Origin of the sequence: Clostridium intestinale, from assembly GCF_035905475.1 — a bacterium.
GTDB lineage: Bacteria > Bacillota > Clostridia > Clostridiales > Clostridiaceae > Clostridium_T > Clostridium_T intestinale.
Genome location: NZ_CP121166.1, coordinates 3098994 through 3124639, shown reverse-complemented (window position 1 = coordinate 3124639; position 25646 = coordinate 3098994). Strand labels below are relative to the sequence as shown.

Here is a 25646-nt window from a genome sequence, read left to right as displayed (position 1 = left end):
ATTTTACATTATTTTAAAATAAAAATCAACTCTTTTGATTGTTATTATATGTTTTCAGTAGATTTATATGTGCATTGTTTTACGTTTTAATTAAGTAATATTTTCATTGTTTTTTATACTATTATTTAATATTAAATTTTGTTTTATAGTATAATCAGAGGGTTCGATAGAGTTAGATAGGTTGTAGTCACTTGAATGAAGAATATTTTTCCCTTTGACATTAGTAAATACTAAGGATTCTTTAATATTCAATGTTATCACCTCCTAGTAAATACTAGTTTATGTAAAAGTAAAAAAATTATTTCAGGAAAGAATGTATAGTGGTCTAGACATCTATAACAAAACTTAGTATAATGAATTTAGGAGGAAGTAAATATGATAGATAAAAATAGTCCCATTCCTGTATATTATCAATTAAAAGAAGATATTAAAAAGAAGATAAAATTAGGGGTTTGGAAAGTAGGGCAAACTATTGATAGTGAAAGAGAACTGTCTGAAAACTATGGAGTTTCTCGTATGACCATTAGGCAGGCATTAGGAGAACTAGTTCAAGAGGGAATACTTATTCGAGAGAAGGGTAAAGGAACTTTTGTATGTGAACCTAAAGTCAAGCAAGAAGATATGATGAGTTTTTCAGAGATTATAAAAAAGACAGGTGGAATTCTCAAAACTAAAGTAGTGGAATTTTGTATGGTAGAACCTCCAGAACATTTAAAAGATTTATTTCCTTTTGATAAATTGTACAAAATTAATAGATTAAGAGAAGTGGATGACCAGATTATAGCTAATGAGGTTGTATATATTCCTTGTGATTACTGCGGATACATGGATGAAGATATGCTAGAAGGATCTTTGTTCAAGATATTAGAGGGGTTTGGATATTCTGTAGATCATTCAGAATCAGAAGTTAGCGCAATATTAATAGATGATAATTACAAAAAGATATTTAAAACTAAGAAGGATATCCCTTTACTAAAAACATATAGCAGAACATTTATGGACAATAAAAAAGTTTTATTTATAGAGGAATCAATTTATAGAAGTGACAAGTATATATTGCAAGTCAATATATCTAGAAGAGAGGGGAAATTAAGATGAAAATATTAGTAGTAAAAAATTATGATGAGATGAGCAAGGTAGCGGCAAAAGAATTAGCAGAAATTATAAGTAAAAAACCAGAGGCAACATTAGGTTTAGCGACAGGTGGAACTCCAGTTGGTATGTATAAAGAGTTAATAGATATGCACAAAAACAACTCTTTAGACTTTTCAAAGGTTACTACTGTAAACTTAGATGAATATGTAGGCTTAAGTGGAGAACATGACCAAAGTTATAGATATTTTATGGATAGTAATCTGTTTAACCATGTAAATATAAGAAAAGAGTATACTTATGTTCCTAATGGATTAGCTGAGGATATGCTTAAGGAATGTGTTAATTATGATAAGAGAATAGAAGAGTTAGGAGGAATAGATGTTCAAGTGCTAGGAATAGGAAGTAATGGGCATATTGGATTTAATGAACCATCTGATACATTAAGTTTAGGAACTCATGTAACTGACCTAGCAGAAAGCACTATAGAGGCTAATTCAAGATATTTCGCGTCTAAAGAAGAAGTTCCAACTAAAGCATTAACTATGGGTTTAGGCGCTATAATGAAAGCTAAGAAGATACTTCTAATGGTAAGTGGAGAATCTAAGGCAGAGATAATGGATAAGGTGGTTAATGGAAAAATAACTACTCAAGTACCAGCTTCTTTCTTACAAATGCACAAAGATGTAGTATTAATAATAGATGAAGATGCTGCTAGAAAAATAAAATAATAAGTTTATATATCATAAGCTGTTTAAAATAAAAGGTATGTTTTATTTTAGCAGCTTATTTTTTGTATAAATTATAAGTAATTAAACCATTAAGGTTTGAATAAAAACCATGCAAGTGTATTATAATTAAATAAAATGTATGTTATCATAAATTATGATTAATAGTTGTTATAATATAGCAATCAAGGTTGGTGTGATATGGCTAAAATAAAAACAATGTATGTATGTCAAGAATGTGGCTACGAATCTGCAAAATGGTTAGGGAAATGCCCCTCTTGTAATTCGTGGAATAGCTTTCAAGAAGAAGTTAAAGAAAATAAAAATGATAGTAGAAATAAAAACTTTTTATCCGGAACAATAAGTTTACCTAAAAATATCAGAGAAATACAATCTGGAGAAAAGGAAAGACTTGATACTGGAGTAAAAGAATTAAATAGAGTACTTGGAGGAGGGCTAGTAAGAGGTTCATTAACCCTTATATCTGGAGATCCAGGTATCGGAAAATCAACCCTTTTACTACAAACAGCCCAAAATATAGCAAGTAAATATGGAAAAGTATTATATGTATCTGGTGAGGAATCAGAGGAACAAATAAAAATTAGAGGAGATAGATTAGGGGTAGAGTCAAACAATCTATTCATTGTTTCAGAGACAAACTTAGAGATAGTAGAATCTCATATAAAAGAATTGTCTCCTATATTTGTTATAGTAGATTCTATACAAACAATGTATAAAGAAGGAATAGCTTCAGCCCCTGGATCAGTTTCACAGGTAAAAGAATGCTCTAACGTAATCATGAGAATAGCAAAACACAATAATATACCCTTGTTTATTGTTGCCCATGTAACTAAGCAGGGTGAGCTTGCAGGACCAAGAGTGTTAGAACATATGGTGGATACCGTTCTTTCATTTGAAGGCGAAAGAACGGAAGAATTCAGAATACTAAGAACCATGAAAAATCGTTTTGGAACAACTAGAGAAATTGGTGTTTTTGAGATGAGAGGAGAAGGGCTTGTAGAAGTATTTGACCCATCTAAGTTATTCCTTCAAGAAAAAGATGAGAATCAAGAAGGTTCGGTGGTTATAGGACTAATGGAAGGTTCTAGACCTATACTAGTAGAAATACAAGCTTTAGTAACGGAGACTAAGGCAGTAATGCCTAGAAGAACTGCAGTAGGTATAGAAAACTCTAGGCTTAGCTTGATACTTGCAGTTTTAGAGAAAAAGCTAAAGATACCTTTTTATAAATACGATGTATATATTAACGTGGTTGGTGGTTTGAATATAGATGGAACAACAGCTGATCTTGGAGTTGCTGTTGCATTATTATCTTCTATAAAAAATAAAGAGGTTGCACTGCCAAGAGTTATGCTAGTAGGGGAAGTGGGTCTAACAGGCGAAATTAGGCCAATATCAGCATGTGAAAGAATAGTAAATGAAGCTGAAAAAATGGGATTTAAAAATGTAATAATTCCAGATAGAAATAAAGATAAGATTGAAGCAAAAACTTTAAATATACACGGAGTAAGAAATCTTAGAGAAGCTATAAATAAAATATTTTAGAGATTAGGTGATTATATGAGAATAGAGCAAGATAAAGAAATAAAAAATATTTTAAAAATTGTAGCACCTGGAACTAATCTTAGAGAGGGATTAGAAAATATTCTTAGAGCAAAAACAGGAGGGCTTATTGTTCTAGGAGATAACGAAGAAATAATGAAGTTAGTAGATGGTGGGTTTAAGATAAACTCAGAATATACTCCATCTTATGTTTATGAATTAGCAAAAATGGATGGAGCTATAGTTGTTAGTTCTGACTTTAAAAAAATAGTATGTGCAAATGCTCAGTTAGTACCGGATTCATCTATTCCAACATTTGAAACTGGAACAAGGCATAGAACAGCTCATAGAGTAGCTAAAATGACAGGTTCAATTGCTGTAGCTATATCGCAAAGAAGAAATATGATTACTGTCTATAAAGGTGATTTAAAATATGTATTAAGAGAGACTTCTGTAATTTTAGCAAGAGCCAATCAAGCAATACAAACTTTAGAAAAATATGTGGCAGTTCTAGATAGGGTTAAAAATAATTTAAATCTACTAGAGTTTCAAGATTTAACAACTCTTTTTGATGTGGTGACAGCAATTCAAAGAACAGAAATGGTTATGAGAATAGTAGGAGAGATTGAAAGTTATATAGTTGAATTAGGAAATGAAGGACGTCTTATTTCAATGCAGCTATATGAACTCGTAAGGTCTATAGAACAGGATGGAATTTTATTAATAAGAGATTACTGCAAAGCTGATTTGGAATTTAATGAATTGTATAGATTAATTCAGGCATTATCATCTGAGGAACTATTAGATTTAGATGCTATAGGAAAGATATTAGGATATGAGGGAGTCCCATTAGTTGACACTTTAATATCTCCAAGAGGGTATAGAATAGTAAGTAAAATACCGAGAATACCATCAACAGTTATAGAAAACTTAGTTAAACATTTTAAAGAACTTAAAAATATAATTGAGGCAAACAAAGAAAACTTAGATCAAGTTGAAGGTATTGGAGAAGCAAGGGCAAGAGCAATAAGAAATGGATTAAGAAGAATAAAGGAACAAGTTGAACTAAATAAACAACTATAGGTAGAAACAAAGTTCCTACCTATAATAAAATTTTATCTGAATGTGAATTTTCCTAATGTATTTATTTTATCATGTTCTTTTATCAGAATGTCATATAGATTTAAGTCTAGTGTATTACAAAGTGAGGTTAGATAGAATAGATTATTACCAATTTCACGTTCAAGGATTTCTCTACAGCTATCGCATATTTTACCGCTTACATGAGTATTCAAGTATCCATCTAGACTATCTATAGAATCATCGTTAGAAGGAAGAATTTGTTTATCGGCATTAATTTTTATACATCCGCAACTAGTAACAGCTTTAGTAACAGCTCTGTTGACACGTGCTTGAGATTCGGAATATTTACTTAATATATCTAAAATGCTCTTGTGTCTAAGCAAGGATTCGTTTACAGAATTTTGGAAATCGTCAAAAATTACATCCTTCATTTTATCAACTCCTCTTTTGGTTATCTATAATAATTATAATTATTTTAATACATTTTTGTCAATAATAGTTAAAGATTAGACGTCAACTTTATGCTCTAATGATAATAGAATATAAAAATCTTTAATAGGGGGATAAAAGAATAAATTTTTAGTAACAATATGGTAAAATTTTATGCAATCTTCATAAATGGAGGTTTGGAATGTGATATAATATTAAAAACCACATTGAAAAGCTGAGTAATACAAATTATTTATAAGAAATTATATATATAGTATTAACTTAGTAATAAATGTCAATAATTACTTTGAGGGAGGTGAAGATATGTTAAAAAAGATATTAAGAATAATATTTTCTCTAATCGGGCTTTCAATAGGTCTTTTAATTGGAGATGCACTTTTGAAAATTAAGTATATAGTTAACTTAGGATATTTTTCAGATTCAACCCTAGGTAGAATATCATTTCTAGTTTTTATAACTATTTTATTTGGACTTATCTTCTTTTTATTATCACCATATATTTATAAAGGAATTACTAAATTAATTGAGTATGCAGAAAAAAGTATACAAAAGTTAAGTGCTTCTGAAATTATTTTTGGTGCAGTAGGTGTAATCATAGCCTTGATAATAACATCTTTAGTAGGTATGCCTCTGAATAGAATTGAGAAAATACCTGTAGTTGGGCAAGTTCTATTTATATTATTTAATATAATAGGTGCAATTATAGGAGCAGATGTAGCTATAAAGAAAAAAGAGGATATTTACAATATAATTGCGTCTATGAAAAAGGCTCCAAAGGATAAAAAGGCTAAGACCAAAGCTATATCTAAAGTTCTTGATACGTCAGTTATTATTGATGGTAGAATATTTGATATATGTGAAACTGGATTTGTAGAAGGGCCTTTAGTTATACCTAATTTCGTTTTGGATGAATTAAGACATATATCAGATTCATCAGATTCTCTAAAAAGAAATAGAGGTAGAAGAGGTTTAGACATACTGAATAAGATTCAAAAAGAGCTTGCTATAGAAGTTCAAATATGGGAAGGAGATTTCCCAGAAATCGCAGAAGTTGATTCAAAATTATTAAAATTAGCACAAAAATTAGGTGGTAAGGTTGTAACAAATGATTATAATCTTAATAAAGTAGCTGAATTTCAAGGTGTACCAGTACTAAATATAAACGAGCTTGCAAATGCTATAAAACCTGTAGTAATACCTGGTGAAGAGATGAGAATACCTATAATTAAAGATGGAAAAGAATCTGGCCAAGGTATAGGATATCTAGATGATGGTACTATGATAGTAGTTGAAGGCGGAAGAAGATTTATAGGAGAAGAGTTAGATGTTACAGTAACATCGGTTCTTCAGACTGCTGCTGGTAGGATGATATTTGCGAAGCAAAAAGAGGCCTAATTTTAGAAAGGGATATTAAATGAATAAGGTAAGTGCCATTATATTAGCAGGTGGAAAAGGTAAAAGAATGGGGAATGAGATAAGTAAACAATTCTTAGACCTTAAAAAAAAGCCTATGCTTTATTACACTTTAAAGAAGTTTTTAAATAATGGTAATGTTCATGAAATTATTCTAGTTTTACCTGAAGATGAAATTGATTATTGCAAAGAGGAAATTCTAGATAAATATGAATTAAAGGTAGATAGAGTAGTAGTGGGAGGCAAAGAGCGAAGTGATTCTGTTTATAATGGATTAAAGGCGATTGAAGATTCTTCAATAGTTCTTATACATGATGGAGCAAGGCCTTTTGTATCTAATAGAATCATTGACGAAGGAATAGATTACGCCAAGAGATATGGAGCAACTGCATGTGGAGTTACTCCTAAAGATACTATAAAAATTGTTGATAATTCAGGCTTTTCTAAAGAAACGCCAGATAGAAGTACTTTAATAGCTATTCAGACGCCACAAACTTTCGATTATAAAATGATATTAGAAGCTCATGAATGGGTTAGGGAAAAAAAACTTGCTGTTACAGATGATACAATGGTAGCAGAGGCCTATGGAAAGAAAGTATTCATATATGAGGGAGACTATACTAACATAAAAATTACTACACCTGATGACTTGATACTTGCAGAAAGATTAGTATAGATAAACTTATTGACAGTACTTTTTTTAGAAGTTATAATATGAAAAGAAAAATATAATACGAAAAGCAGTGAAGAAGAATAGTAGAGACTATATTAAAGAGAGAGAATCCTGGGCTGAAAGATTTTCAACTGTTTCGAACCCGCTTTGGAGTTGTAGGGAAAAACTATCGGTTTAACACCGTTAACATTACTAGAGTACAAATTTAGGTGGTACCGCGACTATGAGTTCGCCCTAATATAGGGCGGACTCTTTTTATATTTAATAATTATAAACTAAAGGAGGATTTTTTATGGGAAAAAATAAAAAATTAGTTGAAGCAATAACCTCAATGGATGTAGATTTTGCTCAATGGTATACAGACATAGTAAAAAAGGCTGAGTTAGTTGACTATTCAAGTGTAAAGGGTTGTATGATAATAAGACCTTATGGTTATGCTATATGGGAAAATATACAACAAGATTTAGATAGAAGATTTAAAGAAACAGGTCATGAAAATGTATATATGCCAATGTTTATTCCTGAGTCTTTACTTCAAAAAGAAAAAGATCACGTTGAAGGATTTGCGCCAGAGGTTGCTTGGGTAACACATTTTGGAGAAGAAAAGCTTACAGAAAAGCTATGTGTTCGTCCAACTTCTGAAACGTTATTTTGTGAACACTACTCTAAGATAGTGCAATCTTATAATGACCTTCCTAAATTATATAATCAATGGTGTTCAGTAGTTAGATGTGAAAAAACTACAAGACCATTCTTAAGAACTACAGAATTCCTATGGCAAGAAGGGCATACAGTACATGCTACTGCTGAAGAATCTATGGAAGAAACTAAGAGAATGCTTAATGTTTATGCAAGTTTTTGTGAAGAGTTTTTAGCTATCCCTGTAGTGAAGGGACAAAAAACTGAAAAAGAAAAATTTGCAGGAGCAGAAGCTACATTTACTATAGAAAGTTTAATGCATGATGGTAAAGCACTTCAAACAGGTACTTCACACAACTTTGGAGATAATTTTGCTAAAGCATTTAATATTCAATACACAGATAAAAATGGTAAGTTACAATATGTTCATGAAACTTCATGGGGAATGACAACAAGATTAATAGGTGCTGTTATAATGGTACATGGAGATGATAATGGATTAGTACTTCCACCAAAAGTAGCACCAACACAAGTAGTTATTGTTCCAGTAGCACAACACAAAGAAGGTGTTTTAGAAAAAGCAAACGAGCTTAAAGAGAAGATAGCTAAAATAGCTAGAGTTAGGCTTGATGATAAAGATAAAATGCCAGGATGGAAGTTTGCAGAGTACGAAATGAAAGGCGTTCCAGTAAGATTAGAAATAGGACCAAAAGACATCGAAAATAATCAATGTGTATTAGTTAGAAGAGATACATTAGAAAAAACAGTTGTATCTTTAGATAATTTAGAAGAAAGCGTTAAAGAACTTCTTCTAAATATCCAAGTTAATATGTTAGAAAAAGCAAGAAAAAACAGAGATGAGCATACTTACGTAGCTAAAAATATAGAAGAACTTAAAGGAATAGTAGAAAATACTCCAGGATTCGTAAAAGCTATGTGGTGTGGCGATAGAGCTTGTGAAGATAAAATAAAAGAAGAAACAGGAGCTACATCAAGATGTATTCCTTTTGAGCAAGAAAAACACTCAGAAGAATGTGTATGTTGTGGTAAGAAAGCAGAAAAAATGGTTTATTGGGGTAGAGCATATTAATAAGTAAGGCATATCATTATTATATGATAGGAGAAAGTTAATTTGCTTTCCATATATAATACAGTAAACAAAATTTCATACATGAAAATTAAAGAAGGAGGGAAAAAATGAAGGTTTATAATACCCTAACGAGAAAAAAAGAAGAGTTTATCCCAATTACACAAGGAGAAGTAAAGATGTATGTTTGCGGACCTACAGTTTATAACTTCTTTCATATTGGTAATGGAAGAACTTTTATAGTGTTTGATACAATAAGAAGATATTTTGAATACAGAGGATATAAAGTAAAATTTGTTCAAAACTTTACTGATGTTGATGACAAATTAATAAAAAAAGCTAATGAAGAAAACATTACGCTAAGACAAATCGGAGATAAATATATATCAGAGTATTATAAAGATGCGGATGGATTAAACATAAAAAGAGCTACAGTAAATCCTAGAGCTACTGAATATATAGATGAAATAATAAAGTTTGTAGAGGAATTAATCCAAAAAGGGTTTGCATATGAAGTTGACGGCGATGTTTATTTCAGTACTAAAAACTTCACTACTTATGGGAAATTATCGGGACAGAATTTAGATGATTTACAAGCTGGAGCTAGAATATCTGTTGATGAAAGAAAAAAAGATTCTATGGATTTTGCTATTTGGAAAGCAAAAAAAGAAGGCGAACCAGGCTGGGAATGTCCATGGGGAGAAGGAAGACCAGGTTGGCATATAGAGTGCTCATGCATGGCTAAGAATATATTAGGAGATACCATTGATATACATGCAGGTGGTTCAGACTTAGTGTTTCCACACCATGAAAATGAGATAGCACAAAGTGAAGCGTTAACTGGCAAAACTTTTGCTAACTATTGGATGCATTCTGCTTTTGTTAATATTAATAATGAAAAGATGTCAAAGTCACTAAATAACTTCTTTACAGCAAGAGAAATTTTAGAAAGATATGATGCTGACGTAATTAGATTTTTAATGTTATCTGGACATTATAGAGTCCAATTAAATTTCTCGGAAGATCTTCTTGAATCGGCAAAAGCTTCTGTTGAAAGATTATACAATGCAGTATCTAATCTAGAAAACCTTCTTGAAGAAAGTTGTGTTGAAGAGATAAATGATAAAGAAGAAAAATATATTACTTCGTTAGATGTATACAGGAAGAGATATATAGACAAGATGGATGATGATTTCAATACTGCAGATGCTATATCTGTTCTATTTGATTTAGTAAAGGATATTAATACTAATATAAGTGTTGATTCATCTAGAAAAGCAATTCAAGGGGCATTAGATATTATAAGAGAACTTGGAGATCCTCTTGGAATACTTCAAAAATCAACTAAAGGAAGTATAGAAGAAGAAATAGAGAAGCTTATTGAAGATAGACAACAAGCAAGAAAAAATAGAGATTTTGCGTTAGCAGATAAAATAAGAGACGATCTAAAAGATAGAGGAATAGTATTAGAAGATACACCACAGGGTGTTAGATGGAAAAAGATTAATTAATCAATTAAAAAGAGGCTATATATCCTTCAAGATTATAGCTTCTTTTTGTTTATACAGATTTCAAACATAAAATTATTTTGTTGATTTTAGTTGGGTTTATAAAATATTATGTTTAATAACCATATAACCAGTTAACTGGTTAACCAGAAATCCAGATATCCAGATATCCAGAAAACCAGCCGAAAAATTTAATAATTCATTGTTTTTAAAGACAAACTTAAATTATATTTAATATAATTTGAATACTTATGAGTTTATGGTATATTAAGTAGAGTAGGTAAATCATAAAGTTAAAGGAGAGTTAATCTTTGGAAAACTTATTATATAGAAAATTCACAAAAGAAGAGGCTAGAATGCTAAATCCACTTCAATTGGCTTTTGTAGGGGATGGAGTATACGAGGTATTTATAAGAAATTATATTTTAAATAATAATAAAGAACTATCTACACATAAATTGCATGTAGAGGCCATTAAGTATGTTAAAGCTCATGCTCAAAGTGAGATAATTAGGAGAATAGAGTCAGATTTAACTGATGAAGAAATATATATCTATAAACGTGGAAGGAATACAAAATCAGCTACAGTACCTAAAAATGCAGATTTAGCTGAATATAGAGCTGCAACAGGATTTGAAGCTCTTGTTGGATATTTATACTTAATTAATCAGATAGATAGATTAAATACTATATTATTAAAATCAGTAGAGCAGGAATAAAATTAATTTGTTTTATTAATAATTAGATAGATATACAAGTTTAGTTAACTATAGAAAATGAGGAGAAAAAGATGTCAAATAAAGAGGAATATAAAAAAAATAAAGAAAATAAAGAAAATAAAGAAAAAACAATTAGAGAAGATTTGATAGAAGGTAGAAACTCAGTGTCGGAGGCATTGAAATCTGATAGAACAATAGAATATTTATTAATAGCGAAAGGTAATGTTGAAGGATCTATAAAAAAAATAATACAAGTAGCTAAAGATAAAAAGATAGTTATAAAAGAAGTGGAAAAAAGAAAACTAGATTCTATGAGCGAAACGGGGTCACATCAAGGTGTTATGGCTGTAGTAACTCCTTTTAAATATTCAGAAATAGACGATATAATAGAGTATGCTAAGAAAAAAGAAGAAGATCCATTTATAGTTATTTTAGATGAATTAGAAGATCCTCATAATTTAGGATCTATAGTAAGAACTGCTGAGTTATGTGGTGTGCATGGAATAATAATACCTAAAAGAAGAAATGTAGGTGTAACTCCAACTGTATATAAATCTTCAGCTGGAGCTGTTGAACATATGAAAATAGCAAAGGTAACTAATATTAATGTAGCAATAGATAAACTAAAAGAACAAGGTTTATGGGTTTATGGTGCAGATATAAATGGAGAAGATTATAGTTATAATACTAATTTTTCTGGACCTTGTGCCATTATAATAGGCAGTGAAGGAAGAGGAATATCTACCTTAACTTTAAAGAAATGTGATAAACTTGTTAAAATTCCTATGGTGGGCAAAATAAACTCTTTAAACGCTTCTGTTGCAGGTGGTATAATGATGTATGAGGTTTTAAAATCTCGAATAACAAAAAGATAGATTTGAGAGTGATAGGGTTTTGAAAATTTTATTTGTTGACGGATATAATGTTATCAATAGTTGGCCAAATCTCAAAAAAATTAAAGAGTATAGTTACGAGTCAGCTAGACAACAGCTTATAGAAACTCTCCACAATTATGCTAATTATGAAGATTGTAATATAAATATAGTCTTTGATGCACATAAGGTTGAAGGAAATCTGGAGAATAAAGAAGAAGTGGATAAAAGACTGTCGGTTGTTTTTACAAAAGATGGCGAAACCGCGGATAATTACATAGAGAGACAAGTAAATGAGCTGGGAAGAAGGTTCGAGGTTTTAGTTGTGACATCTGATTGGTTGGAGCAACAAACCATATTTCAAAGGGGAGCCATACGAGTATCTTCATTAGAGTTTTATCACATTATAGTTAATATGGAAAAAGAAATAATAAGTGAAACTAAAAAAGTAACTAAGGGAAGTAAAAATCTTTTGGAAGACAGTATAGATAAAGAGGTATTGAAAAAGTTGGAAAAGATGAGAAGAAGTTAAATTCTAATATTTTATTAGCTCCTTTAATTCTTAAATAGTGGCATATGAGGGGGGAGTACTTTGGGTTATAGTGAAAGGTCTATGGAAAGAAATGTTGATTTTAAGAATAGATTAGATGAAGATGTTGCTGTTGAGGCTAAGGAAGGTAATATTGAGGCTCAAGAATACCTAATTAGCAAATATGAAATGTTTGTAAAAACAAAGGCTAAATCTTATTTCTTAATTGGTGCGGACAAAGAAGATATATATCAAGAAGGAATGATAGGTTTATATAAGGCTATAAGAGATTTTAACCCTCATAAATTAGCTTCATTTAGAGCTTTTGCGGAACTTTGTATAACAAGACAGATAATTACAGCTATCAAAACAGCTACTAGACAGAAGCATATACCATTAAATACTTATATATCTTTGAATAAACCTGTTTATGAAGAGGAGTCTGAGAGAACTTTATTAGATATTTTATCTGGAATTAAGATATCAGATCCTGAGGAGTTGATAATAAGTAAAGAAGAGATAGAGAGGATGGAAAAAGAGATTTCTAATGCCTTAACAGAATTAGAAATGGAAGTGTTAACATCCTACCTAGATGGTAAGTCATATCAAGAGATTGCTTGTGATTTAGATAGACATGCTAAATCAATAGATAATGCCCTTCAGAGGGTGAAAAGGAAACTTGAAAAATGTCTCAAATTATAGCAATTATTTTAATTCAAATATATTGACAAATACCAAATTGGATAGTAAACTTTATAATTGGTATATATATTATACATATATGTATTTAAGTTGCTCACGTAGCTCAGTAGGTAGAGCGTCGCCTTGGTAAGGCGGAGGTCGTCGGTTCAATCCCGATCGTGAGCTCCAATTTTTTTAAAATACAAAACGCTAGGCAAAGTTTATTTAATTAGTAAGGAGGAAAATAAAAATGGCTAAGTCAAAATTCGAAAGAAATAAACCACACGTAAATATTGGAACAATAGGACACGTAGACCACGGTAAGACAACATTAACAGCAGCAATAACAACAGTATTAGCAAAAAAAGGGTTTGCAGAAGCATTTAACTATGCAGATATAGATAAGGCACCAGAAGAAAAAGAGAGAGGTATAACAATAAATACCGCTCACGTAGAATACCAAACAGAAAACAGACACTACGCACACGTAGACTGTCCAGGACATGCTGACTATGTAAAGAACATGATAACAGGAGCAGCACAAATGGATGGAGCTATCTTAGTTGTATCAGCAGCAGACGGTCCAATGCCACAAACAAGAGAACATATATTACTAGCATCAAGAGTAGGAGTTGACTATATCGTAGTATTCTTAAACAAAGCAGATATGGTAGATGACGAAGAGTTATTAGAGTTAGTAGAAATGGAAGTAAGAGAATTACTAAGTGAATACAACTTCCCAGGAGATGATATTCCAGTAATAAAAGGATCAGCATTACAAGCATTAGAAAACCCAACAGATGAAGCTAAAATAGCACCAATCTTAGAGTTAATGGATGCAGTAGATAGCTATATCCCAACACCAGAAAGAGCAACAGATAAACCATTCTTAATGCCAGTAGAAGATGTATTCACAATTACTGGTAGAGGAACAGTTGCGACTGGAAGAGTGGAAAGAGGAATACTACACGTAGGAGACGAAGCAGAAATCGTTGGACTAAGTGAAGATAGAAGAAAAGTAGTAGTAACAGGAATAGAAATGTTCAGAAAGTTACTAGATGAAGCACAAGCAGGAGATAATATAGGAGCATTATTAAGAGGGGTACAAAGAACAGATATCGAAAGAGGTCAAGTACTTTCAAAAACTGGATCAGTAAACCCACATAGTGCATTCGTAGGTCAAGTTTACGTATTAAAGAAAGAAGAAGGCGGAAGACATACACCATTCTTTGATGGATATAGACCACAATTCTATTTCAGAACAACAGACGTAACAGGATCAATCAAATTACCAGATGGAATGGAAATGGTAATGCCAGGAGATCATATAGATATGAATGTTGAATTAATAACAACAGTAGCTATGGATGAAGGATTAAGATTTGCTATAAGAGAAGGCGGAAGAACTGTAGGTTCTGGAGTTGTTACTACTATAGTTAAATAATACAAGATGTTTAAGGGCTGGGTTCTCTAACCTAGTCCTTTACATAGTGATAAAATGTTGACTTTGTAATTTATTTGTGATAATGTTATGAAGTGAATGACATAGTAAGGTAAAAGCTTATACTAATACAAAGCTTATGCTGTATATAGAAAAAAACTGGAGGTGCAGACAATGAGAGTAAAGATAACTTTAGCTTGCACAGATTGCAAACAAAGAAATTACCACTCAATGAAGAACAAGAAAAATGACCCAGATAGATTAGAGGTTAAAAAGTACTGCAAATTTTGCAAAAAACATACTCTTCACAGAGAAACTAAGTAATAAAGTTCTCAGCTTTTTTTAAGGATGTGAATAATAATGGCTGTAAATGGCAAGGTTAAAAAAGAGTCTGCACCTAAAAGGGAAGCAGGCATTGTTAAGTTCTTTAGAGAGGTTAAAGGTGAAGTTAATAGAATAACTTGGCCTAATAAAAATGAAGCAAAAAAAGCCTTAATAGCTACAATTGCCTTTACACTAGCATATGTTGTGCTAGTTGGTGGCTTAGACCTTGTTTTTAAAAACCTCTTTGAAATTATTTTAAAATTAAAATAAGGGAGGTTTGGGTGAGCTATTCATCCTGATAATATGAGTGAAAGAGCTAGATGGTATGTGGTACACACATATTCTGGATATGAAAATAAGGTAAAAGCAAACATTGAAAAAACTATAGAGAATAGAGCTCTTGAGTCCTTAATTCAGGATATACAAGTTCCTATGGAAGAAGTTATCGAAGAAAAGGATGGAAAACAAAAAATATCTCTAAAGAAGAAGTTTCCAGGATATGTTTTAGTAAAAATGTTGATGAGTGACGAATCTTGGTATGTTGTTAGAAACACAAGAGGAGTTACAGGTTTTGTTGGACCTGGATCAAAACCTGTTCCTTTAACTGATGAAGAAGTTGATTCTATGGGTGTAGTTGATATGCCTGTTGAGATTAATTTAGAGGTTGGAGAGAGCGTAAGAATAGTATCAGGACCATTTAAGGATATGCTTGCTACTGTTGTTGAGATAAACACAGAAAAGCGTAAAGTGAAAGCTTTAGCAGAATTATTTGGTAGAGAGACTTCTATTGAAGCCGAATTAAATCAGGTTGAAAGATTAGTTTAATACTAATTTTTATCAATAAAGACTATGGTCTTAATTAAGTGGGAGGGCTAAAGTCCGTATTACCACAGTATAGGAGGAATAACACATGGCTAAGAAAGTAACAGGAATGATAAAACTTCAACTTCCTGCAGGTAAGGCAACACCAGCTCCACCAGTTGGTCCAGCATTAGGACAACATGGAGTTAATATAATGGGATTCTGTAAGGAGTTTAATGCTAAAACTGCTGATAAAGCTGGTTTAATAATACCAGTTGTTATAACAGTGTATCAAGACAGATCATTTAGCTTTATATTAAAAACTCCACCAGCTGCAGTTTTAATTAAAAAAGAATTAGGACTAGAAAGTGGTTCAGGAGTTCCAAACAGAACTAAAGTTGGAAAAATAACTAAAGAACAAGTAAGAAAAATTGCTGAGTTAAAAATGCCAGACTTAAATGCTGCATCAGTAGAAACTGCAATGAGTATGATTGAAGGTACTGCTAGAAGCATGGGAGTAACTGTAGTAGAGTAATTTCTAGAAATTGGTGGGAGGTAATAACCGTTAATACCACAAAGGAGGCTTAATAATGGGAAAGAAATATGTTGAAAGTGCAAAATTAGTAGATAAGAGTGCTTTATACACTCCAGTTGAAGCTTTAGATTTAGCAGTAAAAACTGCAAAAGCTAAGTTTGATGAAACAATAGAAATACACGTAAGATTAGGGGTAGACCCAAGACATGCTGATCAACAAGTTAGAGGAGCAGTTGTTCTTCCACACGGAACTGGTAGATCAGTTAAAGTATTAGTATTTGCTAAAGGTGATAAAGCTAAAGAAGCTGAAGCAGCTGGAGCAGAATTCGTTGGAGCTGAAGAATTAGTTTCTAAAATCCAAAACGAAAACTGGTTTGATTATGATGTAGTTGTAGCTACTCCAGATATGATGGGTGTAGTTGGTAGATTAGGTAGAGTATTAGGACCAAAGGGATTAATGCCGAACCCAAAATCAGGTACAGTTACATTTGATGTTGCTAAAGCAATCGCTGATATCAAAGCTGGTAAAGTTGAATATAGAGTAGATAAAACTGCTATAGTTCACTGCCCAATCGGAAAGAAATCTTTCGGAGTGGAAAAATTAGCTGACAACTTCCGTGCTTTAATGGAAGCTGTAGTAAAAGCTAAACCAGCAGCTGCTAAAGGACAATACGTTAAGTCAGTTTCTTTATCAGCAACAATGGGACCTGGAGTTAAAGTTAACCCAGTTAAGGTTTTAGAATAGTATTGACATATGTCGAGAAATGATATATAATCAATAACGTTGTAATAACTGAATAGGTAAAACCGTAGACAGTGGGTGCGATGTGCATAACGTAAACAACCTACCGAGGGTTCCATACAAATGCTTGTAATGGGTCTTTCCTTGTCTGCGGAAAGACCCTTTCTTAATTATAAAAAAGCAGTTAAAAACTGTGAGGAGGTGGACACACAGTGGTAAATAAGAATAGACAGTTAAAAGAAGCGAAAGTTGCTGAAATTAAAGAGAAGTTAGAAAAAGCTCAATCTGTAGTTCTTACAAGTTATCAAGGATTAACAGTTGAAGAAGATACTCAACTTAGAAAGACTCTTAGAGAAGCTGGTATAGAATATAAAGTATATAAAAATACTTTAGTTACATTAGCAGCTAAGGAATTAGGCCACGAAGGAATAGTTCCATTCTTAGAAGGACCTGTATCGATAGCATTCGGTTACGAAGATGTTACAGCTCCAGCAAGAATTTTAAGTGATTTTGCTAAAACTCATAAGAAATTAGAGTTAAAAGCAGGAATAGTATCTGGTGAAGTTTATGATGCAGAGAAAGTTAAACAACTTGCTGCAATACCACCAAAAGAAGTTCTTATTGCAAAACTTCTTGGAAGCTTCAAAGCTCCATTATCAAATCTTGCATATTTATTAAATGCAATAAAAGAGAAAAAAGAATCAGAATCTGCTGAATAATTAGTGATTATAGCAGAAAAAAATAATTAGTAAAAAATTTCGGAGGTGCCTTAAAATGACAAAGGAACAAATCATAGAAGCTGTAAAAGCTATGAGCGTTTTAGAATTAAATGAATTAGTAAAAGCTTGTGAAGAAGAATTCGGAGTAAGTGCTGCTGCACCAGTTGCTGCTGCAGGCGGAGCTGCTGTTGCTGCTGTTGAAGAAAAGACTGAATTCGACGTAGTTTTAACTAGCGCTGGAGCTAACAAAATAAAAGTTATAAAAGTAGTTAGAGAAGTAACTGGATTAGGATTAAAGGAAGCTAAAGAAATAGTTGACGGAGCTCCTAAAACAATTAAAGAAGCTATAGCTAAAGAAGCAGCTGAAGAAATAAAAGCTAAATTAGCTGAAGTTGGAGCAGAAGTTGAAGTAAAATAATTTCTGTTTAGCATAAAAGAGGTGCTAGTACTAGCGCCTCTTTAATTTCTCTATAAATAATTTAGAAATTACAATAAAAGTGATTATAAGGTAAAACAAGTATTGACAGCGCAAGATCAATATGATAATATCATTTAATGTACTATTCAATATGGAATAGTATATATAATTTTAGAATAGCCGTATATAAATTAATAATCTAGGTTATACTAAAATAATGACATTACCCGAAAGTAACCTTCCGTAGGGGGAAGTGCGTACTTTTGGTTATTTTAGTTTAAACGAGGGGTGAAAGTTGATGGTACATCCTGTCCAAGTGGGAAAAAGAACTAGAATGAGCTTTGGAAAGGTAAAAGAAGTTGCAGAAATGCCAAATCTGATTGAGGTTCAATTAGATTCATACAACTGGTTCCTAAAAGAAGGGCTTTATGAGGTTTTTGAAGATGTAAACCCTATAACTAACTTCACGGGAAATCTAGTTTTGGAGTTTACTGACTTCAAGCTTGACAAAGATAACATTAAGTACTTAGTAGAAGAGTGTAAAGAAAGAGATGCAACTTATGCTGCACCTTTAAAAGTATCTGTAAGACTTCAGAACAAGGAAACTGGAGAAATTAAAGAGCAAGAGGTTTTCATGGGAGATTTCCCATTAATGACTGAGCAAGGTACTTTTGTTATAAATGGAGCAGAAAGAGTTATAGTAAGCCAATTGGTTAGATCACCAGGTGTTTATTATAATGTGTCAAGAGATAAAAGTGGTAAGAAGCTATTTTCTTCAACAGTAATACCTAATAGAGGAGCATGGTTAGAGTATGAAACAGATTCTAATGATGTAATCTATGTAAGAATTGATAAGACAAGAAAGTTACCGATAACAATCTTAGCAAGAGCTATGGGTTTTGGAACTGATACTGAACTTATTGAGTATTTTGGTGAAGACGAAAGATTCAAGGCTACTATTGAAAAAGATAATACTAAGACTAAAGAAGAAGCACTATTAGAAATTTACAAGAGATTAAGACCAGGAGAACCACCAACTGTTGATAGTGCAGTATCTCTTATTGATTCATTATTTTTTGACGCAAAAAGATATGATTTATCTAGAGTTGGAAGATATAAATTCAATAAAAAGTTAGCTATAAACTTAAGAATTGCTAATCAAATAGCAGCAACAGATATAGTTAACCCAGAAACTGGAGAGATTCTGGTAGAGAAGAATCAAAAGATAGCAAGAACTGTAGCTAAAGAAATTCAAAATTTAGGGATAAACTCTGTAGATATATTAGTTGATGATAGAATCTTTAGAGTAATCGGAAATCACTTTGTTAAAATCCAAAATCATGTTGATTTTAATGTAGATGATTTGAATATTAAAGAAAATGTTCATTTCCCTACCCTAAAAGAAATTCTTGATACTTATTCTACTGAAAAAGAGATTAAGGATGCTATAAAGAAGAATATTAACAGACTTATACCTAAGCATATTGTTAGAGATGATATATATGCAACAATAAGTTATGAATTAGGATTACCTTATGGTATAGGAAATGTTGATGATATAGATCATTTAGGAAATAGAAGATTAAGAAGTGTTGGAGAACTTCTACAAAATCAATTTAGAATTGGTTTATCAAGAATGGAAAGAGTAGTTAAAGAAAGAATGACTATTCAAGACCAAGAAGGAATAACTCCACAAGTATTAATTAACATAAGACCAGTAGCAGCTGCTATTAAAGAATTCTTTGGTAGTTCACAGCTTTCTCAGTTCATGGATCAAACAAATCCATTATCTGAGCTTACTCACAAAAGAAGATTATCAGCTTTAGGACCTGGAGGACTTTCGAGAGAAAGAGCTGGGTTTGAAGTTAGAGACGTTCACTACTCACACTATGGGAGAATGTGTCCGATAGAAACACCAGAAGGACCTAATATAGGACTTATAAACTCTTTAGCTACTTATGCAAGAGTTAATGAATATGGTTTTATAGAAACTCCTTATAGAGTTATAGATAAAGAAACTAGTCTTGTTACAAATGAGATTAGATACTTCACAGCAGATGTTGAAGATCAATATTACGTTGCACAAGCTAAGGAACCGATAGGAGAAGATGGAAAACTATTAGATTCTAGAGTTACTGTAAGATACATGGAAGATGTTCTTGTGATTCCTAGAGAAGATGTGGATTTAATTGATATATCTCCAAGACAAATAGTTTCTGTTGCTACTGCTATGATTCCTTTCTTAGAGAACGATGATGCTTCCAGAGCACTTATGGGATCTAACATGCAACGTCAAGCAGTTCCATTATTAAAACCACAAGCACCAATTGTAGGTACTGGGATTGAATTTAAAGCGGCTGTAGATTCTGGGGTTCTACCTAAAGCAGTTAATGCAGGGGTAGTGTCCTATGTAAGTGCTAATGAAGTTAGAGTTAAAAGAGATTCTGATGGAGGAACTGACACATACAGACTTCTAAAGTTCAAGAGAAGTAACCAAGGTACTTGTATTAATCAAAGACCTATAGTTTCTAAAGGCGAATACGTATCAAATGGTACTGTATTAGCTGATGGACCATCTACTGATTTAGGAGAAATAGCATTAGGTAAAAATATCAGAATGGGATTTATAACCTGGGAAGGATATAACTACGAAGATGCTATGCTTATTTCAGAAGAACTAGTTAGAGAGGATGTGTTCACATCTATTCATATAGAAGAATATGAATGTGAAGCTAGAGACACTAAATTGGGACCAGAAGAAATAACTAGGGATATTCCAAATGTTGGTGATGATGCAATAAGAGATCTTGACGAAAGAGGAATCATCAGAATTGGTGCTGAAGTTAGATCTGGAGATATTCTTGTAGGTAAAGTAACACCTAAAGGAGAAACTGAATTAACAGCAGAAGAAAGACTATTAAGGGCTATATTCGGAGAAAAAGCTAGAGAAGTAAGAGATACTTCTTTAAGAGTTCCTCATGGAGAAGCTGGTATAATAGTTGATGTTAAAGTGTTCACTAGAGAAAATGGTGATGAACTTACTCCGGGAGTTAATGAATTAGTTAGATGTTATATAGCACAAAAGAGAAAAATATCTGTTGGAGATAAGATGGCTGGACGTCATGGAAACAAAGGGGTTATTTCTAGAGTTTTACCAGAAGAAGATATGCCATTTTTACCTGATGGAAGACCACTACAAATATGTCTAAACCCTCTAGGGGTTCCTTCACGTATGAATATTGGTCAGGTACTTGAAGTTCATTTAGGATGGGCAGCAAGTAAATTAGGCTGGCATATAGCTACACCAGTATTTGATGGAGCTACAGAAAAAGATATTGAAAACTGTCTTGAAGATGCAGGATATAATGCAAATGGAAAGACTGTACTTTATGATGGTAGAACTGGAGAACCGTTTGATAACTCTGTTACTGTTGGGATAATGTATATCTTAAAACTAGCCCATTTGGTTGATGATAAGATACATGCTAGATCTACAGGTCCATACTCACTAGTTACTCAACAACCACTTGGAGGTAAAGCTCAATTTGGTGGTCAAAGATTTGGTGAGATGGAAGTTTGGGCACTTGAAGCTTATGGTGCTGCTCATACATTACAGGAAATTTTAACAGTTAAATCAGATGATATTGTAGGTAGAGTTAAAACTTACGAATCAATTGTAAAAGGTGAAAATATACCTGAACCAGGCGTACCTGAGTCATTTAAGGTTCTTATTAAAGAACTTCAAGCTCTTTGCTTAGATGTAAGAGTTCTTAATGATGAAAATCAAGAAGTTAAACTAAAAGAATTGACAGAAGATGATGACGCAGTTGAATTAGATGTAAATATAGAGGGTAATGAAGATTTTGTACCAGCAACTCCAGATGGAGAAGATAGTTATTTAACTGGAGATGAGGAATTGGAAGAAGAGTTAGATTATGAATCATTCCAATTAGATGAATTCCAAGAAGATTTAGAACTTGATGATTTTAATGATGAACACTAATTTGAAGGGAGGATATACCCTTGATCGAATTAAATAATTTTGATGCATTGCAAATAGGTTTGGCTTCTCCACAACAGATAAGAGAATGGTCTAGAGGGGAAGTTAAAAAACCAGAAACTATTAACTATAGAACATTAAAGCCAGAAAGAGATGGTTTGTTCTGTGAAAGAATATTTGGACCACAAAAGGATTGGGAATGTCATTGTGGAAAATATAAGAGAGTAAGATATAAGGGAATTGTCTGCGATAGATGTGGAGTAGAGGTAACTAAAGCTAAGGTAAGAAGAGAGAGAATGGGGCATATAGAACTTGCTGCCCCTGTATCTCACATATGGTATTTTAAAGGGATTCCGTCAAGAATGGGGCTAATATTAGATATGTCTCCAAGGGCTCTTGAAAAAATATTGTATTTTGCTTCTTATGTAGTGATAAACCCTAAAGAAACACCATTATTAAAGAAACAGTTATTAAATGAAAAAGAATATAGAGAAGCTGTAGATAAATATGGTGAGGAAAGTTTTGTAGCTGGAATGGGTGCTGAATCTATAAAAATGTTATTAGGAGAAATAGATTTAGAGAAACATTCAGTAGAGCTTAAAGAAGAATTAAAACAAAGTACAGGTCAAAAGAAAGTTAGAATAATTAGAAGATTAGAAGTTGTTGAATCTTTCAGAAAATCAGGAAACAATCCTGAATGGATGATAGTTGATGTTATACCAGTTATACCTCCAGATTTAAGACCAATGGTTCAATTAGACGGAGGAAGATTTGCAACGTCTGACTTAAATGATCTATATAGAAGAGTTATAAACAGAAATAACAGACTTAAAAAACTTTTAGATCTTGGAGCTCCTGACATAATAGTGAGAAACGAAAAAAGAATGCTTCAAGAAGCTGTAGATGCACTAATAGATAATGGTAGAAGAGGAAGACCTGTTACAGGTCCTGGAAACAGACCACTTAAATCTTTATCTGATATGCTTAAAGGTAAGCAAGGAAGATTTAGACAAAATCTTCTTGGTAAAAGAGTTGACTACTCAGGAAGATCTGTTATAGTTGTTGGACCTGAGTTAAAGATGTACCAATGTGGGCTTCCAAAAGAAATGGCTCTAGAATTATTTAAGCCATTTGTTATGAAAAAATTAGTTCAAGATGGTGTAGCTCATAATATAAAAGCTGCTAAGAGAATGGTTGAAAGAGTTAGTGCTCAGGTGTGGGATATACTTGAAGAAGTAATAAGTGATCATCCTGTATTATTAAACCGTGCTCCTACTCTTCATAGATTAGGTATTCAAGCATTCCAACCAGTTTTAGTTGAAGGTAGAGCTATTAAACTTCATCCGTTAGTTTGTACAGCTTATAATGCTGACTTCGACGGTGACCAAATGGCTGTTCACGTTCCTTTATCAGTTGAAGCACAAGCAGAAGCTAGATTCTTAATGCTAGCTGCTGGAAATATACTAAAACCATCTGATGGTAAGCCAGTTTCTGTACCTACACAGGATATGGTTCTAGGTTCTTACTATCTAACTGTAGATAAAGATGGTGTTAAAGGAGAGGGATCTTACTTCTCTTCAGTAGATGAAGTGCTTATGGCATATTCGTTAAAGGAAATTGATATTCATGCTAAAATAAATGTAAGATTGTATAGAGAAATAGATGGTAAACTTGAAAGTGGAATAGTTAAAACTACTGTAGGAAAGATTATATTTAATGAATCAATTCCTCAAGATCTTGGATATGTAGATAGAACTAATCCTGCTGAAAGATTTAATCTAGAGGTTGATTTCTTGGTGACAAAAGGTACACTTGGGGGAGTAATTGATAGATGCTATGTTAAACATGGTCCAACTAAGACTTCTGTAATGTTAGATAATATTAAAGCTACAGGTTATCATTATTCTTCAATTGGAGCTATTACAATAGCAGCTTCAGATATGATAGTTCCTCAAAGAAAATATGAGTTACTTGAAGAAACTGACAAAACAGTTGATAGAATTGAAAAGATGTTTAGAAGAGGATTGATTTCAGAAGAAGAAAGATATGATAGAGTTATTCAAAAGTGGACTGATACGACTGAAGAAGTTGCGAATGCACTTATGGATAGTATGGATAAGTTTAATCCTATATATATGATGGCGGATTCTGGAGCCAGAGGATCTAAATCTCAGATCAAGCAATTAGCTGGTATGAGAGGACTTATGGCAAATCCTTCAGGTAAGATTATAGAATTACCTATTAGAGCATCGTTTAGAGAAGGCCTAGATGTATTAGAGTACTTTATATCAACTCATGGAGCTAGAAAAGGTAATGCCGATACAGCTCTTAAGACAGCTGACTCTGGATACTTAACAAGAAGACTTGTTGATGTATCTCAAGATGTTATAGTTAGAAGTCAGGATTGTGGAACAACTGAAGGAATAGTTGTTGCGGATATTAAAGAAGGAAATGAAGTTATCGAAGGTTTAAAGGAAAGATTAACAGGAAGATATAATGCTGAAGATATAATTGATCCAGAAACTGGAGATGTTATACTTGCTAAAGATAACTATATGGATGTTCATATGGCTGATAAAATAGTAAAAGCTGGTGTTAAGAAAGTTAAAATTAGATCAGTATTTACATGTAAGGCTAAAGTTGGAGTTTGTGCTAAGTGTTATGGTATGAATATGGCAACTGGACAAAAGATAAATATCGGTGAAGCAGTAGGTATTATAGCAGCCCAATCTATAGGAGAACCAGGAACTCAGCTTACAATGAGAACATTCCATACAGGTGGAGTTGCTGGAGCGGATATAACTCAAGGGCTTCCTAGAGTTGAGGAGTTATTTGAAGCTAGAAAACCTAAGGGATTAGCTATAGTAAGTGAAATACACGGTACAGTTAAGTTTGAAGAGACAAAGAAAAAGAGAGTAGTTTATGTAGTATCTAACGAAGGTGCTGAGAAAACTTATGATATACCTTTTGGATCAAGACTTAAGGTTAGTGATGGAGATATAGTTTCAGCTGGAGATGAAATCACAGAAGGATCTGTAAATCCACATGATATCATGGGTATTAAGGGAGTAGATGGGGCTAGACAATATCTGCTTTCAGAAGTTCAAAAAGTTTATAGACTACAAGGTGTTGATATAAATGATAAGCATCTTGAAGTAGTAGTTAGACAAATGACTAGAAAAGTTAAGATAAGCGAATCAGGTGATACTGAACTATTATCAGGAACTTTAATAGATATGTTTGATTTTGATGAAGAAAATGCTAGAGTGGAAGCTTTTGGTGGAGAACCAGCTCAAGGAGAAAAGGTACTTCTAGGTATAACTAAAGCAGCACTTGCAACGGATAGTTTCCTTTCCGCAGCGTCATTCCAAGAAACTACAAGAGTTCTTACTGATGCAGCAATAAAAGGAAAAATAGATCCACTTCTTGGATTGAAGGAAAATGTAATTATTGGTAAACTGATTCCGGCAGGAACAGGTATGTTAAGATATAGAACAGTAAAACTCAATACTGAGGATAATATTGCAGATGAAATAGATGAAATTGCTATTGAAGATTAAACAATCAATATTATTGACATGTGTATGCTTAGATGATAAAATAAACTTTGTGTGATTTGTAAGCTACTG

At 32.5% G+C, this 25646-nt stretch carries 24 protein-coding genes, 1 tRNA gene and 1 other annotated feature; of the genes, 23 read left to right on the top strand and 2 right to left on the bottom strand.

What is annotated here, in order from left to right; genetic code table 11:
• Positions 1 to 90: 90 nt before the first annotated feature.
• On the bottom strand, positions 91 to 252 hold the full coding sequence (locus P8F83_RS16060) for a hypothetical protein (protein ID WP_326511873.1): 162 nt from the start codon (positions 250 to 252) through the stop codon (positions 91 to 93).
• A gap of 123 nt (positions 253 to 375) precedes the next feature.
• On the opposite strand from P8F83_RS16060, the gene P8F83_RS16055 reads away from it, so the two are divergent.
• The 4 genes from P8F83_RS16055 to disA all read left to right on the top strand — a co-directional run bounded on the left by P8F83_RS16055 (position 376) and on the right by disA (position 4466).
• Complete coding sequence (locus tag P8F83_RS16055; protein WP_326511872.1) at positions 376 to 1098, top strand: GntR family transcriptional regulator; 723 nt, start codon at positions 376 to 378, stop codon at positions 1096 to 1098.
• Positions 1095 to 1823 carry a glucosamine-6-phosphate deaminase gene (gene nagB, locus P8F83_RS16050; protein ID WP_326511871.1) on the top strand — a complete coding sequence of 243 codons (729 nt, stop codon included), beginning with the start codon at positions 1095 to 1097 and terminating at the stop codon, positions 1821 to 1823. Before P8F83_RS16055 ends, nagB begins: the two co-directional genes overlap by 4 nt.
• 198 nt (positions 1824 to 2021) lie before the next feature.
• A complete protein-coding gene (radA, locus tag P8F83_RS16045; RefSeq protein ID WP_021800128.1) occupies positions 2022 to 3386 on the top strand; it encodes a DNA repair protein RadA in 1365 nt (454 codons plus the stop codon).
• Positions 3387 to 3401: 15 nt separating this feature from the next.
• Positions 3402 to 4466: a DNA integrity scanning diadenylate cyclase DisA gene (gene disA, locus P8F83_RS16040; RefSeq protein ID WP_326511870.1), complete on the top strand. Its 1065-nt coding sequence runs from the start codon at positions 3402 to 3404 to the stop codon at positions 4464 to 4466.
• Between the two features lie 32 nt (positions 4467 to 4498).
• Here the strand turns inward: disA and P8F83_RS16035 are convergent, their stop codons facing one another.
• Positions 4499 to 4897 (bottom strand): nucleoside triphosphate pyrophosphohydrolase family protein, encoded by a 399-nt coding sequence (locus P8F83_RS16035; protein ID WP_021800130.1) that lies wholly within the window; start codon positions 4895 to 4897, stop codon positions 4499 to 4501.
• Positions 4898 to 5219: 322 nt separating this feature from the next.
• Here P8F83_RS16035 and P8F83_RS16030 point away from each other — a divergent pair, with 322 nt between their 5' ends.
• From P8F83_RS16030 to rpoC, 19 genes are all read left to right on the top strand, one after another.
• Complete coding sequence (locus tag P8F83_RS16030; protein ID WP_073022783.1) at positions 5220 to 6311, top strand: PIN/TRAM domain-containing protein; 1092 nt, start codon at positions 5220 to 5222, stop codon at positions 6309 to 6311.
• A gap of 19 nt (positions 6312 to 6330) precedes the next feature.
• Positions 6331 to 7005, top strand: coding sequence for a 2-C-methyl-D-erythritol 4-phosphate cytidylyltransferase (ispD, locus tag P8F83_RS16025; RefSeq protein WP_238905908.1), 675 nt, complete (start codon positions 6331 to 6333; stop codon positions 7003 to 7005).
• Positions 7006 to 7294: 289 nt separating this feature from the next.
• Positions 7295 to 8731: a proline--tRNA ligase gene (gene proS, locus P8F83_RS16020; protein WP_326511869.1), complete on the top strand. Its 1437-nt coding sequence runs from the start codon at positions 7295 to 7297 to the stop codon at positions 8729 to 8731.
• Positions 8732 to 8838: 107 nt separating this feature from the next.
• Positions 8839 to 10239, top strand: a complete 1401-nt coding sequence (gene cysS / locus P8F83_RS16015; RefSeq protein ID WP_326511868.1) for a cysteine--tRNA ligase — start codon at positions 8839 to 8841, stop codon at positions 10237 to 10239.
• 308 nt (positions 10240 to 10547) lie between these two features.
• Positions 10548 to 10955 (top strand): Mini-ribonuclease 3, encoded by a 408-nt coding sequence (locus tag P8F83_RS16010; protein WP_326511867.1) that lies wholly within the window; start codon positions 10548 to 10550, stop codon positions 10953 to 10955.
• Between the two features lie 71 nt (positions 10956 to 11026).
• Positions 11027 to 11830, top strand: coding sequence for a 23S rRNA (guanosine(2251)-2'-O)-methyltransferase RlmB (gene rlmB, locus P8F83_RS16005; protein ID WP_326511866.1), 804 nt, complete (start codon positions 11027 to 11029; stop codon positions 11828 to 11830).
• A gap of 19 nt (positions 11831 to 11849) precedes the next feature.
• On the top strand, positions 11850 to 12359 hold the full coding sequence (locus P8F83_RS16000; RefSeq protein WP_021800137.1) for an NYN domain-containing protein: 510 nt from the start codon (positions 11850 to 11852) through the stop codon (positions 12357 to 12359).
• Between the two features lie 81 nt (positions 12360 to 12440).
• The gene (sigH, locus tag P8F83_RS15995; protein WP_034856489.1) at positions 12441 to 13058 is read left to right on the top strand and encodes an RNA polymerase sporulation sigma factor SigH; all 618 of its coding nucleotides are present in this window, start codon (positions 12441 to 12443) and stop codon (positions 13056 to 13058) included.
• Positions 13059 to 13150: 92 nt separating this feature from the next.
• Positions 13151 to 13226: transfer RNA gene (locus P8F83_RS15990), tRNA-Thr, on the top strand.
• Between the two features lie 61 nt (positions 13227 to 13287).
• On the top strand, positions 13288 to 14481 hold the full coding sequence (gene tuf / locus P8F83_RS15985; RefSeq protein WP_021800139.1) for an elongation factor Tu: 1194 nt from the start codon (positions 13288 to 13290) through the stop codon (positions 14479 to 14481).
• A gap of 171 nt (positions 14482 to 14652) precedes the next feature.
• On the top strand, positions 14653 to 14802 hold the full coding sequence (gene rpmG / locus P8F83_RS15980) for a 50S ribosomal protein L33 (protein ID WP_021800140.1): 150 nt from the start codon (positions 14653 to 14655) through the stop codon (positions 14800 to 14802).
• A gap of 36 nt (positions 14803 to 14838) precedes the next feature.
• Entirely contained in the window at positions 14839 to 15072 is a 234-nt protein-coding gene (gene secE, locus P8F83_RS15975; RefSeq protein WP_073022857.1) for a preprotein translocase subunit SecE, read from the top strand.
• Between the two features lie 33 nt (positions 15073 to 15105).
• Entirely contained in the window at positions 15106 to 15627 is a 522-nt protein-coding gene (nusG, locus tag P8F83_RS15970; RefSeq protein WP_073022858.1) for a transcription termination/antitermination protein NusG, read from the top strand.
• An 85-nt stretch (positions 15628 to 15712) separates the two neighbouring features.
• Positions 15713 to 16138: a 50S ribosomal protein L11 gene (rplK, locus tag P8F83_RS15965; RefSeq protein WP_021800143.1), complete on the top strand. Its 426-nt coding sequence runs from the start codon at positions 15713 to 15715 to the stop codon at positions 16136 to 16138.
• 55 nt (positions 16139 to 16193) lie between these two features.
• Positions 16194 to 16883: a 50S ribosomal protein L1 gene (gene rplA, locus P8F83_RS15960; RefSeq protein ID WP_021800144.1), complete on the top strand. Its 690-nt coding sequence runs from the start codon at positions 16194 to 16196 to the stop codon at positions 16881 to 16883.
• Between the two features lie 44 nt (positions 16884 to 16927).
• Positions 16928 to 17057, top strand: a sequence feature (ribosomal protein L10 leader region).
• A 35-nt stretch (positions 17058 to 17092) separates the two neighbouring features.
• Entirely contained in the window at positions 17093 to 17599 is a 507-nt protein-coding gene (gene rplJ, locus P8F83_RS15955) for a 50S ribosomal protein L10 (protein ID WP_021800145.1), read from the top strand.
• Positions 17600 to 17654: 55 nt separating this feature from the next.
• Positions 17655 to 18017 (top strand): 50S ribosomal protein L7/L12, encoded by a 363-nt coding sequence (gene rplL, locus P8F83_RS15950; RefSeq protein WP_021800146.1) that lies wholly within the window; start codon positions 17655 to 17657, stop codon positions 18015 to 18017.
• Positions 18018 to 18315: 298 nt separating this feature from the next.
• Positions 18316 to 22020: a DNA-directed RNA polymerase subunit beta gene (gene rpoB / locus P8F83_RS15945; protein ID WP_073022859.1), complete on the top strand. Its 3705-nt coding sequence runs from the start codon at positions 18316 to 18318 to the stop codon at positions 22018 to 22020.
• A 20-nt stretch (positions 22021 to 22040) separates the two neighbouring features.
• Positions 22041 to 25577 (top strand): DNA-directed RNA polymerase subunit beta', encoded by a 3537-nt coding sequence (gene rpoC / locus P8F83_RS15940; protein WP_073022860.1) that lies wholly within the window; start codon positions 22041 to 22043, stop codon positions 25575 to 25577.
• Positions 25578 to 25646: the final 69 nt, after the last annotated feature.